This is a genomic window from Ancylobacter defluvii, assembly GCF_018390605.1.
GTDB classification, from domain to species: Bacteria; Pseudomonadota; Alphaproteobacteria; order Rhizobiales; family Xanthobacteraceae; genus Ancylobacter; species Ancylobacter defluvii.
This window is the reverse complement of sequence record NZ_JAHBGD010000005.1, coordinates 707238-723561: the sequence shown is the minus strand read 5'-3', so window position 1 is coordinate 723561 and position 16324 is coordinate 707238. Positions and strand designations below refer to the sequence as shown.

Annotated in this window: 13 protein-coding genes and 1 other annotated feature; of the genes, 6 read left to right on the top strand and 7 right to left on the bottom strand. The window is 66.9% G+C overall.

Going from position 1 to position 16324, the window contains the following annotated elements; all coding sequences use genetic code 11:
- Positions 1-19: 19 nt before the first annotated feature.
- Positions 20-868 carry a helix-turn-helix domain-containing protein gene (locus KHC24_RS05985; RefSeq protein WP_213360578.1) on the bottom strand — a complete coding sequence of 283 codons (849 nt, stop codon included), beginning with the start codon at positions 866-868 and terminating at the stop codon, positions 20-22.
- Positions 869-997: 129 nt separating this feature from the next.
- Here KHC24_RS05985 and KHC24_RS05980 point away from each other — a divergent pair, with 129 nt between their 5' ends.
- Positions 998-1945 (top strand): fatty acid desaturase, encoded by a 948-nt coding sequence (locus KHC24_RS05980; protein WP_213360576.1) that lies wholly within the window; start codon positions 998-1000, stop codon positions 1943-1945.
- Positions 1942-2895: a DMT family transporter gene (locus tag KHC24_RS05975; protein WP_271180660.1), complete on the top strand. Its 954-nt coding sequence runs from the start codon at positions 1942-1944 to the stop codon at positions 2893-2895. The genes KHC24_RS05980 and KHC24_RS05975 overlap by 4 nt, the downstream gene beginning before the upstream one ends.
- Positions 2896-2907: 12 nt before the next feature.
- On the opposite strand, the gene KHC24_RS05970 is transcribed toward KHC24_RS05975, so the two are convergent.
- The 4 genes from KHC24_RS05970 to KHC24_RS05955 are packed head-to-tail and all read right to left on the bottom strand — an operon-like array spanning position 2908 to position 8461.
- Positions 2908-4944: a dipeptide ABC transporter ATP-binding protein gene (locus KHC24_RS05970; protein WP_213360571.1), complete on the bottom strand. Its 2037-nt coding sequence runs from the start codon at positions 4942-4944 to the stop codon at positions 2908-2910.
- A complete protein-coding gene (locus KHC24_RS05965; RefSeq protein ID WP_213360568.1) occupies positions 4941-5834 on the bottom strand; it encodes an ABC transporter permease in 894 nt (297 codons plus the stop codon). Before KHC24_RS05965 ends, KHC24_RS05970 begins: the two co-directional genes overlap by 4 nt.
- Positions 5831-6796, bottom strand: coding sequence for an ABC transporter permease (locus KHC24_RS05960; RefSeq protein ID WP_213360560.1), 966 nt, complete (start codon positions 6794-6796; stop codon positions 5831-5833). Before KHC24_RS05960 ends, KHC24_RS05965 begins: the two co-directional genes overlap by 4 nt.
- A 6-nt stretch (positions 6797-6802) precedes the next feature.
- Positions 6803-8461, bottom strand: a complete 1659-nt coding sequence (locus tag KHC24_RS05955) for an ABC transporter substrate-binding protein (RefSeq protein ID WP_213360557.1) — start codon at positions 8459-8461, stop codon at positions 6803-6805.
- 163 nt (positions 8462-8624) lie between these two features.
- On the opposite strand from KHC24_RS05955, the gene solA reads away from it, so the two are divergent.
- A complete protein-coding gene (solA, locus tag KHC24_RS05950; RefSeq protein WP_246546176.1) occupies positions 8625-9791 on the top strand; it encodes an N-methyl-L-tryptophan oxidase in 1167 nt (388 codons plus the stop codon).
- A 204-nt stretch (positions 9792-9995) separates the two neighbouring features.
- Here the strand turns inward: solA and KHC24_RS05945 are convergent, their stop codons facing one another.
- Positions 9996-10745: an outer membrane protein gene (locus tag KHC24_RS05945; protein WP_373878611.1), complete on the bottom strand. Its 750-nt coding sequence runs from the start codon at positions 10743-10745 to the stop codon at positions 9996-9998.
- Positions 10746-11026: 281 nt separating this feature from the next.
- A complete protein-coding gene (locus tag KHC24_RS05940) occupies positions 11027-11806 on the bottom strand; it encodes an AraC family transcriptional regulator (protein WP_213360554.1) in 780 nt (259 codons plus the stop codon).
- A gap of 118 nt (positions 11807-11924) precedes the next feature.
- Between KHC24_RS05940 and KHC24_RS05935 the strand changes: the two genes are divergently transcribed.
- The 3 genes from KHC24_RS05935 (at position 11925) to KHC24_RS05925 (ending at position 16275) form a co-directional block, all read left to right on the top strand.
- Positions 11925-13142 carry an MFS transporter gene (locus KHC24_RS05935; RefSeq protein WP_213360551.1) on the top strand — a complete coding sequence of 406 codons (1218 nt, stop codon included), beginning with the start codon at positions 11925-11927 and terminating at the stop codon, positions 13140-13142.
- Between the two features lie 119 nt (positions 13143-13261).
- Positions 13262-13317: a sequence feature (sul1 is cis-regulatory element that is thought to sense ions involved in sulfur or methionine metabolism; They are found in Alphaproteobacteria), on the top strand.
- A gap of 62 nt (positions 13318-13379) precedes the next feature.
- A complete protein-coding gene (locus KHC24_RS05930; RefSeq protein WP_213360548.1) occupies positions 13380-14861 on the top strand; it encodes a SulP family inorganic anion transporter in 1482 nt (493 codons plus the stop codon).
- A 427-nt stretch (positions 14862-15288) separates the two neighbouring features.
- Entirely contained in the window at positions 15289-16275 is a 987-nt protein-coding gene (locus KHC24_RS05925; protein ID WP_213360545.1) for a Bug family tripartite tricarboxylate transporter substrate binding protein, read from the top strand.
- Positions 16276-16324: the final 49 nt, after the last annotated feature.

The following is a 16324-nucleotide window of genomic DNA, read 5'->3' as shown; positions in this document are numbered from 1 at the left end:
CCCCGGCCAGCCCACGCCTTCAGGTTACTTCGCGCGCCAGCGCGGCGAGCAGGTCCGGCACGTCGGCGGGCTGCACCACTGCGGCGCGGATCAAATCGTCGAAGCGCTGGTTGAGCAGCCGCACATGCTTGGTGGCGGTGAACACGAAGAACAGCCCGCCGGTGTAGAGGATGGCCCGCTGCGGCCCGAACACCGTGAACGGCGCCGAATAGGTGTGCCGCAGGTCAAAGGGATGCACCCGCAGGCCGGGATAGAGCGCGCGGCAGGTCTCGCTCATCGCCCGCAACTGCTCCCGGCGCAGCGACGCCGGCAGCTTGCTCCACTGCCCCTCGCCGCGCGCGAAGACCTGCAACCCCTGAAGCGACAGGCAGGCCTCCTGCGACAGGTCGGACGAGCGCATGCTGGCGAGCCGCTCCTGCGCCCAGCGCACGCTGGCATCGGTGTCGATCTCCGGCCAGCCGGCATATTCATAGGCGATGACGTCGGCCAGCTTGAGGAAGTCCGGGAAGCTGCGTGGCACGGTGCGGATCGGGTAGCCGGCATTCTCGGCCTCGGCATACCAGCGCAGGAAGCGGTCGTCGGTCGGCGAGCCCGCCTGCCCTTCCACCCGCACCTGCTCGACGACATCGGCGCCGGGCCGCTCCTGGCTGGTCAGGCCGAGCAGCCAGTCGACCGAGACGCCATAGCGCGTGGAGAGCACCGCCAGCGTCTCGGCGCGCAGCAGCCGGTCATGGCTCGGCGAGAGCACCTGCGACAGCGTGGAGCGGTCGATGCCCAGCGAGCGGGCGAATGCCGCCGGCGTCAGATGCGAGCGCTGCATCACCAGCGCGAGACGCTCCCGGAAAATCTGGACAACCTGTCGTCGCACCGCATCTCTCGCATAATCGTCAGCAGAAGCGGCATATTATCAACAACTGTACATTTTATGCGACTATTCCCTCGCCTCGCTTCGTTGTCCCACATTGTATGAGCCGAGGGCGGGAGGGATGATCGTACCATGTCGATCATCGAATCCCTGCCCCAGACCCGCACCAGAACGGCCCTCCGCGCCGCCGTCGAATGGCCGACGCTCAGCCTTTCCATCGCCATTTACGGCGGCTGGGGGTTGTTGACATTTTTCCACGCTAGCCTGCCCGTTTTCGTGCTGATTCCGCTCGGGGCCTGGATCATCGCCTGGCAGGGATCGCTGCAGCACGAGATCATCCACGGCCATCCCACCCGCTGGCGCGTGTTCAACCGGGTGTTGGGCTCGATCCCGCTGTCGCTCTGGCTGCCGTTCCAGCGCTACCGCATGCTGCATCTCTGCCATCATCGGGACGAGCGGCTCACCGATCCGCTCGACGACCCGGAATCCTATTACTGGACCGAGGCGGACTGGACGCGGCTCGGGAGCGTCGGGCGCTGGCTGGTGAAGGCGCAGACGCGGCTGGTCGGCCGGCTGGTGATCGGCCCGTTCTGGTCGGTCGGGCGCTTCCTGGCGTCGGAGGCCAAGGCGATGCTGGCCGGCGACCGGCTGCTGATCCGCATCTGGGCGCATCACCTTGCCGGCTGCGTCGGCATCCTGCTCTGGCTGGTGCTGGTCTGCGACTTCGATCCGCTCGCCTATGTGCTGCTGTTCCTCTATCCTGGCACAGCGCTGCAGATGGTCCGCTCCTTCGCCGAGCATAAGGCGGAGAGCGAGGTCTCCCGGCGAACCGCCATCGTGGAGAACTCGCCGGTGCTCGGCTTGCTGTTCCTCAATAACAATCTGCATGCCGTGCACCATACGCATCCGACGCTGCCCTGGTACCGGCTGCCGGACCACTACCGCGCCAATCGCGCAGCGGTCCTCGAAGGCAATGGCGGCCTGCTCTACCGTGGCTATGGCGACGTGTTCCGCCGTTTCCTGGTGAGGCCGCACGACCAGCCGGAGCATCCCCACGGCCGCGCGCCTCTCGATCAATGAGATTTACCGCCGGGCTTGGCGCGACCTCTCGCGGCAGCGTCTCACGCAGCACCTTGACCGGCGTCGCCTTCATGCTGGCCTCAGGGGCGGTGGTCGCCTTCATGGAGGCGGCGGTGCGCGGCGTCAGTCAGACGCTACACCCCTTCGTCCTGGTGTTCTGGCGCGAAGTGTTCAGCGTCCTGCTGCTGTTGCCGCTCTGGATGAGCGTCGGCCGGCCGCGTGTCGCCCGGCGCCGGCTGCCGCTGCACCTGCTGCGCTCGCTGCTCAATGGCGGCGCCATATTGACGTGGTATCTCGCCTTGCGCAGCCTGCCGCTCGCCGAGGCCACCGCCCTCGGCTTCACCGCCATCCTGTTCGCGGCGATGGGCAGCCGTGCGGTGCTCGGCGAGCGGGTGTTTCCGCTGCAATGGATCGCCATCGCCGCCGGCCTCGTCGGCGCGGCGCTCATCGTCGGGCCCGGCCTCGGCCTTGATACCGGCCTTGAGAACGCCGGCGCCTTCGGGGCGACGGCCGCGCTCGGCTCGGCGGTGCTGTTCGCCGCCTCGATGCTGGTCGCCAAGCTGCAATCCCGCAGCGACGGCAGCGCGGTGAGCGCGCTGCTGCTGGCGCTCGGCATGGGCACGCTCGCCGGCGTGCTCGCGGTGCCGGTCTGGGCATGGCCGAGCCCGGAGCAGTTCGCCTGGCTCGGCTTCTTCGCGCTGTGCAACGTGCTCGGCCAGGTGTTCTTTCTGGAGGCGATGCGCCGCGCCAGCGCGACCATCGTCATTCCGCTCGATGTCTCCCGCCTGGTGTGGGCCTTGCTGTTCGGCGCCGTCTTCTATGCCGAATGGCCGGCGCCACCGGCGTTGATCGGCGCCGTGCTGATCGGCGCTTCCGCCGTGCTGGTCGTGCTCGGCGCCCGACACGGCGAGCGCGACACGCCGGAGCCGGCCCGCAGCGCGGAAGTCTGACCGGCACGCGCGTCAGGCCGGCATGGCGGCCATGCTGCGGCCCAGCTTTTCGCGCGGGAGATGGCAGCGTATCGCATGGCCGGCCGCATCGGCGACGAAGGGCGGCTCCTCGGTTTCGCAGATCGGACCGAAACGCCGCGGGCAGCGCGTATGGAACAGGCAGCCCGAGGGCGGATTGATGCCGCTGGGAATCGCGCCGGTGAGGCGGATGCGGCCGCTGCGTTCGCCGGTGACGGACGGCGCGGCGGAGAGCAGCGCTTCGGTATAGGGATGATGCGGGCCATCAAGGACGTTCGCCGCCGGTCCCACCTCCAGTAGCCGCCCGAGATAGAGCACCGCAATGGCGTCGGATAGATAGCGGACGACACCGAGATCGTGGGAGATCAGCAGATAGGCGACCTGCCGTTCCGCCTGCAGATCGGCGAGCAGGTTGAGGATGGCCGCCTGCACGGAGACGTCGAGCGCCGAGGTCGGCTCGTCGCAGACCACGAGGCGTGGATTGCCGGCGAAGGCGCGGGCGACGGCGACGCGCTGCTTCATGCCGCCGGACAGCTGGCGCGGGCGGGCGGCGAGTTGGCGGGCGGTGAGCCGCACCGCTTCCAGCAGCCGCGTCACCTGCGCCTCGCGCAGCGCGCCCGCCAGGCCGCCGAGGCGTGTCACCGCCCGGCCGATCAGCCGGCGAACCGTATGCGAGCGGTTGAGCGCCGAATCAGGGTTCTGAAACACGATCTGCAGTGTCTTTATCTGCTCCGGCGAGCGCCTGCGCACTTCAGGGGCCAGCGTCGCGCCGTCGAGCGCCATGCGTCCGCCGGCATCGGGGGCGATGAGGCCAAGCAAAGCATGGGCCAGCGTGCTTTTGCCGCTGCCGGATTCGCCGACCAGCCCAAGCGTCTGACCCGGCATCAGCCGGAGCGAGACGTCGCGCAGCGCGTGCACCGCATAGGGCGCGGCGCCATAGGTTTTCGACAGCGACGCCAGTTCGAGCACCGGCGTTCCGGCTGCGTGTTCGGCCGGCTGCGGCGCCGTCGGGAGCGGGCGGACCACCTCATGCGGCAGGGACCCGATCCGGTCATGATGGTGGCAGCGGCTCACCCGCCCCTCGCCAAGCTCCACCTGCGGCGGATCGACGGTCCGGCAGGTCTCGTCCGCCAGTCCGCAGCGCGGCGCGAAGACGCAGCCCGCGGTGATCGAGCCCGGCGCCGGCGGAAAGCCGGGAATGGTGTCGAGCGGCGCGAGGCTCTTGCGCAGGCCGGGCCGCGGCAGGCAGCGCAGCAGGCCCACGGTGTAGGGATGGCGCGGCGCGCGGAACAGCGGCCGCACCGGCCCCTCCTCCACCAGGCGGCCGGCATAGAGCACGCCGACCCGGTCGCACAGACCGGCGATGGCGCCGAGATTGTGGCTGATGAACAGGATCGAGGCGCCGAATTCCCGCCGCAGCGTGTCGACGAGGTCGAGGATCTCCGCCTCGATGGTGGCGTCGAGGCCAGTCGTCGGCTCGTCGAGGATCAGCAGCGAAGGATCCTTGGCGAGCGCCATGGCGATCACCACCCGCTGCTGCATGCCGCCGGACAGCTGGTGCGGGTAGCGCTCCATGACCCGCGCCGGCGCCGAGATGCGCACGCGCTCGAGCATGGCTTCCGCCCGCCGCAGCGCCTCGCCGCCGGCCGATCCCAGAATCTCGAACACCTCGGCCAGCTGGCGGCCGATGGTGAGCGAGGGGTTCAGGGCGCGGCCGGGATCCTGAAACACCATGGCGACGTCGCGCGCGCGCATCTGGCGCAGGGCGGCACGGTCGAGGGTCGCGACGTCGCGCCCGTTGACCAGCGCCTGCCCGCCCGACACATAGCCGTTCGACGGCAGCACCCGCTGCACCGCCAGCGCCACGGTGGACTTGCCCGAGCCGGATTCGCCGACGAGGCCATAGACTTCGCCCTTGCCGAGCGAGAGACTGACGCGGCTCAGCACCGGCACCGCACGGCCGCGAATACGGTAGCAGACGCTCACATCCCGGAGCTCGAGTACCGGCGGCGAAACGGTGACATCGGTCATTCGGCCAGCGCCCTCTGCAGCGATTCCGCGACGAGATTCACCCCGACGATCAGCGAGGCGGTGGCGATGGTGTCGAACACCACCGTCCACCAATAGCCGCCGACCAGCACGCCGTAGTTCTCGGCGATCGACAGGCCCCAATCCGGCGATGGCGGCTGCACGCCGAAACCGAGAAAGCTCAGCGACGCGATGGTGAAGATGGCGTAGCCCAGCCGCACCGTGGCCTCGACGATGATCGGCGGCAGGATGTTCGGCAGGATCTCGGCGACCATGATGTAGAAGGCGCCCTCGCCGCGCACCGCGGCCGCGGCGACATAGTCGAGATGCCGCTCGGTGAGCACCGCGGCGCGCACGGTGCGGGCGACCAGCGGCGCGAACACCAGCCCGACCACCACCACCACGGTCGGCGTAGAGGGCCCGAGCGCCACCAGCACCAGCAGGGCGACGATGATGAGCGGCAGCGAGAGCATGACCTCGAGCAGCCGGCCGATGACGGCGTCCACCCAGCCGCCGAAATAGCCGGTGATCAGGCCGATGGCGGTGCCAGCGACGGTGCCGACGATGGTCGCCAGCGGGGCGATGGTCAGGATGTCGCGCGCCCCGACCAGCACGCGCGAGAACACGTCGCGCCCGAGCTGGTCGGTGCCGAACCAATGTTCGACGGAAGGCGGCACGAGCGTGTTCAACAGATCGTCGGCATAGGGATCGTAGGGCACGAAGGACGGCGCGAACAACGCGCAGGTGGTCCAGAACAGCAGGATCAGCGCGCCCACCAGGAAACCCGGCGAGCGCAGCAGCACGCCGACAATGCCGCGTCCTCGGCCTTCGGCACGCGCAGGCGCCGGCACGACAGGCAGTGACGGTTCGGCAAGGGGCACGGTGTCGGTCATCGGCGGCCACCCGTGCGCAGCCTGGGATCGAGCAGGGTCGTCAGCAGGTCGGCGGCGAGCGTCGTCACGATGAAGAAGGCACCGACGGTCAGGATGCCGGCCTGCAGCATGGCGAAATCCTTGGCGCGAGCGGCGCCGAGCACGAGGCTGCCGATCCCCTGATAGCGGAACAACGATTCCACCACGACGAGACCGCCGAGCGCGTAGCCCATCTGCGCCGCGATGACGGTGATGGTCGGCAGCAGCGCATTGCGCAGCACATGGCGCGACAGCACCGTACGCCACGGCAGGCCCTTGAGCACGGCGGTGCGGGTGTAGTCGGCGGCCAGCGCCTCCACCATGCCGGCGCGGGTCATGCGGGCGATATAGCCGAACAGCACGATCACCAGCGGCAATGCCGGCAGGATGAGATGCTGGATCTGCACCAGCGGCCCGCTACCGGGTGGCCAGCTCGCCGAGAGCGGCAACCAGCGCAATATCACCGCGAATACCAGGATCAGCGCGATCGAGGACACGAATTCGGGAATGACCGTCAGCGACAGCCCGGCAACGCTGATCACCCGGTCGAGTGGCCGGCCGGCCCGCAGCGCCGCGAGCACCCCGGCCCCGATGCCGATCGGCACCACGATGGCGAACACCATCGCCGCCAGCTTCAGCGAATTGACCAGCGCGCTGCCGATGAACGGCGCCACCGGCGAGCGATAGGCGTAGGACTGTCCCATGTCGCCGGAAAGCAGGCCGCCGACCCAGGAGAGATAGATCTCGACCGGAGGCCGATCGGCGCCGAGCTTCTGGTTCAAAGCCGCGACCGCCCGCGGATCGGCCAGGGGACCGAGGATCGCCCGGGCTGGATCGCCCGGGAGAACCTGGCAGCCGAAGAAGACCACGACGCTGAGCAGCCAGAGAGTGAGCAGGCTCAGCGCCAGTCTTTTCAGGAAGAAACGCCCCAACGCGCCCTTCATCATCGATCAGGCGAAGCCGGCCTTGTGAAGGAACATCTGCCCCATGGCCGTGCCCTCCACGCCCTGCAGCGTGGCCGAGGTGGCGGTCATGTAATCGTAGAAATAGGGGAAGATGACCGGCGTCTCGTCGAGCAGCAGCTTCTGGATCGCGCCGGCCTGCGCCTTTTGGGCAGCAGGATCCAGGGCGGCGATGTAGGAAGCCACCAGCTTGTCGTATTCCGGGTTCTTGAACTCCGCGGAGTTCCAGGTGCCGGTGCTGAGCAGCGGCGCGGCGAGGAACACGTTGGGCGTGCCGCGGTGGCCGTAATCGGTGATGCCGAACTGGCTGTCGAGCCAGTCCGATTTGCCGGGCACCGCATCGCCGTAATAGGCGCCGACATCTTCCAGCTTCAGCGTCACCTTGACGCCGATCTCGGCGGCGGCGTTGCGGATCAGGCTGGCGATCGCCGGCAGCTCCTGCAGCTGCATGGTGGTGAGCGTCACCTCGAAGCCGCTCGACATGCCGGCAGCGGCCATCAGTTCCTTGGCCTTGGGGATATCCTTGACGCGCTGCGGCACCGAGGTGTCGGTGGAGGGGAAGACCGGCGCGAAGGGGCTGTCATTGCCGAGATCGGCCATGCCGCGGAACAGGCCCTTGACGATGGCCGGACGATCCAGCGTCAACGCCATGGCCTGGCGGACGCGCTTGTCGGCGAACGGGCCGGTGTTCTTCATGTGGATCTGGCGGTGGGCATTCGACTTGAGGCGCAGGATCTTCACCGCCGGATTGTCGAACAGGCTCTGCGAGCCCTGCACCACCACCTGCTGGATCAGGTCGATCTGCCCGCCAAGCAAGGCGAGCACCTGCGGCTGCTGATCGGCGTAGAAGCTGAGTTCCAGCTTTTCCACCAGCGCCGGCCCGGCCCAGTAATCCGGATTGCGCACGAAGCTCGCGCCGACCTTCGGCGTGTAGCTCACCATCTTGAAGGGGCCGGTGCCGTTGAAGGTCTTCTCGAAATCACCCTTGTAATCAGCCGGCAGGATGATGGCGTTGTAATTGTCGGAGGAGACGTAATAGGGGAAATTTCCGTTCGGCGCGTCGAGGGTGAAGCGCACCGTGAGGTCGTCGACCTTGGTGGTGCCGCCCTTGGACAGCACGCCCTTGAAGGCCGACAACGCGTTGGAGCCGTTGGCCGGATCGGCGAGCCGGTCGATGGAGGCCACCACGTCGTCGGCGGTCATGGTGCGGCCGTCATGGAACTTGACGCCGGAACGCAGGGTGAAGGTCCAGACGCTGCCATCCGCGTTCGGCTTCCAGGAGGTCGCCAGCATCGGGCGCAGCACCAGGTCCGGCCCGTCCATGACCAGAAAGTCGCCCGCCTGCTGCAGCGGCAGCAGCCCGCCCTGATCGGCGACCGAGACCGGCTCGATGGCGCCCGACGGCGTGATCTGCGCCAGCCGGATGGTGCCGCCAGGCTTGCCCTGCGCCTGCGCCCGGCCGATCGGCGCGAAGCCGGTGGCCTGGAGCACCCCGGCCATCACCGCCATCGACAGGCCGACGCGGCTGCCGTGACGCAAGAAGGCGCGGCGATCCAGATGCCCGAGGAGAAACTGGTCGATGACCTCGTTTTCCAGCCCGCCCCTGCCTTCTCTCCACTGATTCAAGGACTTAAATAGCTTCGGCATGGCACGGCTCCTCTTCGACACTTCGGGAAGAACGTGTTTATATCTATACAAATCCTATGCCATGGAGAGCATGTTGCAATATCTTTGTCGGTAGCGATGAGGGCCGCAAGCTGAAAAGCATCGGAACCGCGCCGGACCGTCCTGAAACCGCCGGGAGGCTTTCATGATCCCCTTCGACTTCGATGCTGCGGTCATCGGCCTCGGAGCCATGGGCAGCGCGGCGCTGGCGCATCTTGCCGCACGCGGGCGGAAGGTGATCGGTTTCGAGGCATTCTCGCCGGCACACAGCCTCAGTTCTTCGCATGGCGACAGTCGCATCATCCGGCTCGGCTATTTCGAGGATCCGAGCTATGTGCCGCTGCTGCGCCGTGCCTATGAAAACTGGCGGGCGCTGGAGCGAGACACCGGCACCGACGTGCTCACCATCACCGGCGTGCTGCAGATCGGCCGACCCGACAGCCCCATCGTCTCCGGTACGCTCGCCTCCTGCCGCGCCTATGGGCTCGACCATCAGGTGCTCGATGCCGGCGCCATGGCGCAGCGCTATCCCGCCTTCGCGCTCGACCCCGACGAGATTGCCGTGTTCGAGGCGCAAGGCGGTTTCGTGCGCCCGGAAGCGGCAGTTGCGGCGCATCTCGCGCTCGGCCGACGCCATGGTGCCGCCCTGCGGCTGGCGACCCGCGTGACGGCGCTCGAACCCGACGACGCCGGCGTGACGCTCCGGCTCGGCGCCGAGCGCATCCGGGTGAGGCGCGTGGTGGTGGCGACCGGGCCGTGGATCGCCGAGCTGGTGCCGGCGCTGGCAGCGCTGGCGACGCCGATCCGTCAAGTGGTCGCCTGGTACGAGCCGAAGGATGCGGCGGCGACCGCCCTCGGCACCATGCCGGTGTTTTTGCGCGATGCCGGGCTCGTCGGCTCCTTCTTCGGCTTCCCCGCTCTCGACGGCGCCGGCGTGAAGGTCGGCAAGCATGCGCATTTCCGCGAAGCCATCGGCGACCCGGATCATCCGAACGCTCCCGTCAACGAGGCCGACACGGCGTTGCTGGACGACTTCATCGCCCGCCGCCTGCCGCTGGCGGCGGGGGCGCGACGCGACACCGCGACCTGCCGCTACACCATGCTGCCGGGCGAAGATTTCCTGCTGGACCAACTTCCGGGCGAGCCGAACATCGTCGTCGCCTCGCCCTGTTCCGGCCACGGCTACAAGTTCGCCAGCGTCGTGGGGGAAATACTCGCCGATCTTGCCGAAAACGGAGCCACCGGCTGGCCGATCGATGCCTTCAGCTTCCAGCAGTTGCAGGGCAAGCAACCGGTTCCGGCTGCCGATTAAAGACGGACGACGCTCATCGAGTTACAAAGCGTTGGCCGCTACCAGCTCTTGCGCCAGCGGCACCTAAAGTATCGATGCAGCGGCGAACGGGCCCGGACGTTGGAAGCAATGGGGACGCGTCCTTTCGAAAGACGCATCGCCGCAACGGTGCTTCAAACCAGAACGTCGTCACTTCGGCACGAGAAACCGTTCTCGCCGTCAATCTCAGAATTTTATGACGGTGCCCAATATCGGTCCCTGCTCGACCACATCGAAGAGGAAACCATCCTTTTCGTAGTCCACCCCCAGCGCGCGATAACCCAGCACGAACGACAGCCGCTGATTGAATGCGTATCCGACACCGGCACCGACATCCCAATCGATATCGGCGCCGCCGGCACCGACAAGACCCCAGCCGGTGAGATAGACCTTGTCGGTGAGACTGTAGCGTCCCCTCAGGCCGGCGATACCATCGACCCAGCTCGCATTGTCGCTGGCGCTGCGCCCATCGAGGGCCTGGCCCCTGAACGAAATGTCAGTGCCGACGTACCAGACCCTCGCGCCGCCGACCACATCGAGATGCCCCTGCGGGCCGTCCCAGATCGCGTAGCCGACCGCGGCGAGGCCGGCGAAGGTCTCCGAGGAGATCGCCACCTCATCGGCAAGGACGTGGCGTGGCGTCGTCACGTCCGACGACAGCTTGGTATAGAGGACATCGCCGAACACGCTGAACCGACCATTGCGCGCCTCGCCGGTGGCCATGGCGGCAAAGTCGAGGTTCTTGAAGATATCGCCGAAGTCGGCATCGACGTGAACGGCAGGAAGCCCGAACTGGCCGACGTCCCCGGACAGGCCGGCCGCCCAGAAATAGGGAGCGATGGTGTAGGTCCATCCGTCCGTGCCAACGGGCGACGGGGCGGCGGCGGTCGGCATATCCGCGGCAAGGCCCGAGCCCGCCATCGCGGCCAACAACATGACGGACGAGAAACCGCGAAGTGGTCGAAACATGGCTCGCCCCCCAGAATCGCGGCGCATTGCCTGTCTCTCAGCCGCGTCGGGAATAGATACGCCGGTCAGCGCAGCCATGAAAGCCTGCTGCGCCGCCCATCCCCCGCTGCGGCAGGAACTCACTTCGCCGAAAACCACCTCCCTGGTGCGTCCGTAATCGCCGGCAGCGGTCACGTCACCGCACCTCGTATGGCCGGCGGTGTGGACGCACAGGCTAAAGACGATAGCATCGGTCGGGTGCGGCCCGATCAGCGCTCTCGCTGGATATAGGCGGCGGGCGGGGTGCCCAGGATGCGCTTGAACATCGAGGTGAAGGCCGCCGGATTGTCATAGCCGAGATCGATGGCGACGGCGGTCACCGGATGCCCGGCAGCGAGGCGCGGCAAGGCGGCCATCACGCACGCCTGCTGGCGCCAGGCGACGAAGCTCAGGCCGGTTTCCTTGCGGAACAGCCGGGTGAAGGTGCGGCGGCTGAGGCCGATCGCGGCGCTCCAGCCATCAATCGTGGTATGCGGCGTCGGATCGAGAAGGAAGGCCCGGCAGAGCTGCGCCAGCGCCCGGCTCGCAGGGAGCGGGAGCGACAGCGGCAGAACCGGCAACAGCGGAACCTCATGCTGGATGAGCGCCATCAGCGCTCCGTCACGACCTTGCTCATCATACTCTGCCGGAACCATCACCGCCTCGGCCAGAAGGCTGCGCATCAACGGCGTGATGCCCAGCACCTGGCAATGCCCGGACATGGCCTTGATGACGCCCGGCTCGATGTAGAGGCTCCGCATCCTGACCGTGCCCATGATGCGCACGTCATGAACGATGCCGGCGGGAATCCACATGCCGCGCTCGGGCGGCATGACCCAGGCGCCCTGGCCCGTGGCGACCATCACCACCCCGGTGGCGCCATAGAGCAACTGGTCGCGCCGATGATGATGCGGCGCGATGACGTGCCCGTCCGAATAATCGCGGCCAAGCGCGATCACCGGGCGGGCAACCTCCATGAAGGCGTTCTCGACCCTACCGCCCGCGCTCATTGGCCCACTCGCGTAAGAAAATGACCTTAACGCAGTAGCGGGCCGCGATCCAACCGCTATGACAGCCCCATGATCGATGCGCCGCCCGGCGGCGCCAACAAGGGTGGGCGCTTTCGCCATGTCCGACATCGTTGCCGACCGGTCCCCGCAGAACCGGGCCGCCTATCTCGTCCTCGGCGCTGCCAGCTTCTGCCACTTGTTGAACGACATGCTGCAGTCGCTCTTCATCGCCGCCTATCCGATGTTCAAGGACACTTTCGATCTCAACTATGCTCAGATCGGGCTGCTGACGCTGGTCTACAACGTGACCGCCTCGCTGCTGCAGCCTCTTGTCGGGCTCTATACCGACCATCGTCCGCAGCCCTATTCGCTGCCGTTCGGCATGATGATGTCGCTGCTGGGGCTGCTGGTGCTGGCCTTTGCCGGTTCTTTTTCAGTGCTGCTTCTGGGCGCGGTGCTGCTCGGCATCGGCTCGTCGATCTTCCACCCGGAATCCTCGCGCATTGCCCGCCTGGCCTCGGGCGGCGCCCATGGTCTCGCGCAGTCGACGTTCCAGGTCGGCGGCAATGTCGGCAGCGCGCTCGGGCCGCTCCTGCTGGTGATGTTCATACTGCCGCACGGGCAGGCCAGCCTCGCATGGTTCGCCCTCGCCGCCCTCGGCGGCATCATCCTGCTGGCCGGCCTCGGCTATTGGTACAAGTCCAATGGCCACGCGCGCCGGCGCACCGGCCCCGTGATCGCCTCCGCTCGCCTCGGCAGGGGCAAAGTCCTCGGTGCCCTCGCGATCCTGATCTGCCTGCTGGTGTCGAAGTGGTTCTATCTCGCCAGCTTCACCAGCTTCTATGTCTTCTACCTCATGCAGCATTTCGGCACCTCGGAAGAGCAGGCGCAGCTCTATCTGTTCGTCTTCCTGGCCGCCGTCGCCGCCGGCACCCTGATCGGCGGCCCGCTGGGTGACCGCGTCGGCCGCAAGGCCATCATCTGGGGCTCGATATTCGGCGTGCTGCCGTTCTCGCTCGTGCTGCCTTATGTGGGGCTGGTAGCGACATTGGTGCTGAGTGTGGCCATCGGCCTGATCCTGGCGTCGGCGTTCTCTGCCATCGTCGTCTATGCGCAGGATCTGATGCCGGGCCGCGTCGGCATGGTGTCCGGGCTGTTCTTCGGCCTGGCCTTCGGGCTCGGCGGCATCGGCGCGGCGATGCTCGGCGTGCTGGCCGACCGGACAAGCATCGCCTTCGTCTTCGAGGCATGCGCCTATCTGCCGGCGATCGGTATCCTCGCCGCGTTCCTCCCCAATCTCGGTCATCGTGAACGGTCCGCCGCCGGGGCGCGATGACCGACGGTGCCGGCGCGCCGCCATGATGCCGGAGGGAAAGGCTCCTACCTCTCCTCCGAGGCACGCCGGCACGCACTTATTGCGATGCGGCACGAATTGTTTTAGGTCGGGTGCATTCGTCTGGACCCGGTGAAATTCCGGGTGGCTCTTCCGGCCGCCGATCCGCCGGACCACGCATATGCAGCGCCACTTCAACCGCCGTCACCGGCGGCTGTCCGCTCTTTGCGAAGATTCCCCATGACATCCTCTTCCCGCTATCTCCGTGACTGGAGTTCCAATATTCGCGGCGACATCCTCGCCGGCATCGTCGTCGCCCTCGCCCTTATTCCGGAGGCCATCGGCTTCTCGGTGATCGCCGGGGTCGATCCGAAGGTGGGCCTGTTCGCCTCCTTCGCCATCGCCTGCGTCTCGGCGGTCGTCGGCGGACGCCCGGGCATGATCTCGGCCGCCACCGCCGCCACCGCCGTGGTGATGGTCAGCCTCGTGCGCGACCACGGCCTGCAGTACCTGTTCGCGGCAACCATCCTGATGGGGCTGATCCAGATCCTCGCCGGTTTTCTCCGGCTCGGGCGGGTGATGCGCTTCGTTTCGCGCTCGGTGATCACCGGCTTCGTCAATGCCCTCGCCATTCTCATCTTCATGGCGCAGCTGCCGGAACTGGTCGGGGTGCCCCTGCAAACCTATCCGATGATCGCCGCCGGCCTCGCCATCATCTATCTGTTCCCGCGGCTGACGAAGGCGGTCCCCTCGCCGCTCGTCGCCATTGCCGCCCTCACCGTTTTCGCCTGGTGGAGCGGCATCGATCTGCGCACCGTCGGCGATCTCGGCGAGTTGCCCTCCGGCCTGCCGGTCTTCGCGCTGCCCGCCGTGCCGCTGACGCTGGAAACATTGCAGATCATCCTGCCCTATTCGCTGACTCTGGCCGCCGTCGGCCTGCTGGAATCGCTGCTCACCGCTCAGATCGTCGACGACATGACCGATACGATGAGCAACAAGAGCCAGGAATGCATCGGTCAGGGCACCAGCAACATCGCCTCGGCATTGATCGGCGGCATGGGCGGCTGTGCCATGATCGGCCAGTCGGTGATCAACGTCTCCTCGGGCGGACGTGGTCGGCTTTCCACCTTCGTCGCCGGCGCCTTCCTGCTGTTCCTCATCCTGGTGCTGGACGATCTGGTGCGTATCATCCCGATGGCAGCGCTGGTCGCGGTCATGATCATGGTGTCGATCGGCACCTTCTCCTGGCGCTCGCTGCTGGATCTGCGGAAAAACCCACGCTCCTCGTCGGTGGTGATGCTGGCCACCGTCATCACCGTGGTGGCGACGCACGACCTCGCCCTCGGGGTGCTAGTGGGCGTGCTGCTTTCCGGCGTGTTCTTCGCCGGCAAGGTGGCGCAGCTCGTCCATGTGCACGCCCGCATCGAAGAGGCGCAGGATCGCATCACCTACATCGTCACCGGCCAGATTTTCTTCGCCTCGGCGGAAGTGTTCCTGCGCGGCTTCGACTTCGACGAGCCACACCGCGAGGTGATGATCGACGTCAGCAAAGCGCACTTCTGGGACATCACGGCGATCGGCGCCCTCGACAAGGCGGTGCTGAAGCTGCGCAAGGCCGGTGCCACCGTTGCCGTGCACGGCCTCAACGCGGCGAGCGCAACCATGGTCGACCGCTTCGCCCGTCACGACAAGGAAATGCCTGCTGCAACAAACCCGCACTGAGCTAGCGGAAAGAACAGCCAGCGGAAGCCATCGGGTGCCCAAGGTCCCGGTGATCGGGTGGATGTCGGTGTCGGTTTGCTCTTCGCCGCAGGCAAACCTACCCGGCTTCGCCAGCCTCCCCATTAGGATTCATGATCCGAAAGATTATATCTTATCATTGGATAATATCGCCTCCAGTCCGCACGCTCTCCTTGTCGGTGATGACACATCGGCATTCTGCTGACCTCGGAGACACGAGGCAGCGGGAGGAAACGCCAAAACCATCCGCTGCCGGACAGTAAGACGGAGGTAGCCCTCGGACCTGTCTCTTCGTCCTTGACGCAGATGGCCGGAATGAAGGCTGCGCAGGTGCAAGTGCGGGCGTCGCCCGCCGCACCCGATGATTCCGCCCTGTCGGCTCGCGGTGCTGAGCCTGGGAGGCGGCACCATGAAATTTATCCGTACATTGCTATGTGGCCTCATCGGCGCCGGTCTGGCCGTCGGCGCGGCATCGGCCGATACCTATCCGTCGAAGCCGGTGAAGATCCTGGTGCCCTACGCACCGGGCGGCGCCACCGATATCGTGGCGCGCCTGCTCGCCGACCGGCTGCGCGCGTCGCTGGGCCAGTCCTTCGTGGTCGAGAACAAGCAGGGTGCTTTCGGCATCCTCGCCATCGAGGAAATGGTTCGCGCCAAGCCGGACGGTTACACGCTGATGGTGGGCAACGTCTCCACCAACGCCATCACGCCGATCATCTACGCCAACAAGTTCAAGATAGACTACCAGAAGGACGTGATCGCCGTTGCGCGGCTGGCGGTCATCCCCGCGGTGGTGGTGGCGACCACGGCCAACGGCTTCAAGGTTGAAACCCTCGCCGACCTCGTCGCATACGCCAAGCAGAACCCCGGCAAGCTGCGCTACACCAGCGCCGGCGTCGGCAGCTATCCGCATTTCGACATGGCGGTGTTCGCCAAGAAGGCCGGCTTCGATGCCGTGCACGTGCCCACCAAGGCGGGTGCGGCGGGCATGATCAATGACCTTATCACCGGAGACGTGCAGGCCGCCTTCATCAACGTAGCGAGCTCGATGGGCATGGTGAAGTCCGGCGACCTCAAGCCGCTCGCCGTCATCACCGACACCCGGATGAAGGAGTATCCCGACGTGCCCACGCTGAAGGAGCTGGGCTATGCCGGCATCGGCACCTTCAACTGGCAGGGCCTGTTCGCGCCGGCGGGAACCCCGAAGCCGGTGCTCGACACGCTGCACAAGGCGATCACCGACGCGCTGGCCTCGCCAGAGATCGTCGCGGCGTTCCAGAAGCAGGTCATCGCCGCCGACCCGAGCGCCTCGCCGGACGACGCCCAGGCATGGCTGAACAGCGAGATCGAGAAATGGCGCAAGACGGTGGCCGACGCCAACGTCTCGCTGGAATGAACGACCTCGCGCATCGCAGCCGACGTCCCGATCCCAGCCCGGAAACCTG

Coding starts and splice junctions, on each gene's coding strand:
- KHC24_RS05980 (WP_213360576.1), top strand. CDS start 998: ATGTCGATCATCGAATCCCTGCCCCAGACCCGCACCAGAACGGCCCTC.
- KHC24_RS05975 (WP_271180660.1), top strand. CDS start 1,942: ATGAGATTTACCGCCGGGCTTGGCGCGACCTCTCGCGGCAGCGTCTCA.
- KHC24_RS05970 (WP_213360571.1), bottom strand. CDS start 4,944: ATGACCGATGTCACCGTTTCGCCGCCGGTACTCGAGCTCCGGGATGTG.
- KHC24_RS05965 (WP_213360568.1), bottom strand. CDS start 5,834: ATGACCGACACCGTGCCCCTTGCCGAACCGTCACTGCCTGTCGTGCCG.
- KHC24_RS05960 (WP_213360560.1), bottom strand. CDS start 6,796: ATGAAGGGCGCGTTGGGGCGTTTCTTCCTGAAAAGACTGGCGCTGAGC.
- KHC24_RS05955 (WP_213360557.1), bottom strand. CDS start 8,461: ATGCCGAAGCTATTTAAGTCCTTGAATCAGTGGAGAGAAGGCAGGGGC.
- solA (WP_246546176.1), top strand. CDS start 8,625: ATGATCCCCTTCGACTTCGATGCTGCGGTCATCGGCCTCGGAGCCATG.
- KHC24_RS05945 (WP_373878611.1), bottom strand. CDS start 10,745: ATGTTGTTGGCCGCGATGGCGGGCTCGGGCCTTGCCGCGGATATGCCG.
- KHC24_RS05940 (WP_213360554.1), bottom strand. CDS start 11,806: ATGAGCGCGGGCGGTAGGGTCGAGAACGCCTTCATGGAGGTTGCCCGC.
- KHC24_RS05935 (WP_213360551.1), top strand. CDS start 11,925: ATGTCCGACATCGTTGCCGACCGGTCCCCGCAGAACCGGGCCGCCTAT.
- KHC24_RS05930 (WP_213360548.1), top strand. CDS start 13,380: ATGACATCCTCTTCCCGCTATCTCCGTGACTGGAGTTCCAATATTCGC.
- KHC24_RS05925 (WP_213360545.1), top strand. CDS start 15,289: ATGAAATTTATCCGTACATTGCTATGTGGCCTCATCGGCGCCGGTCTG.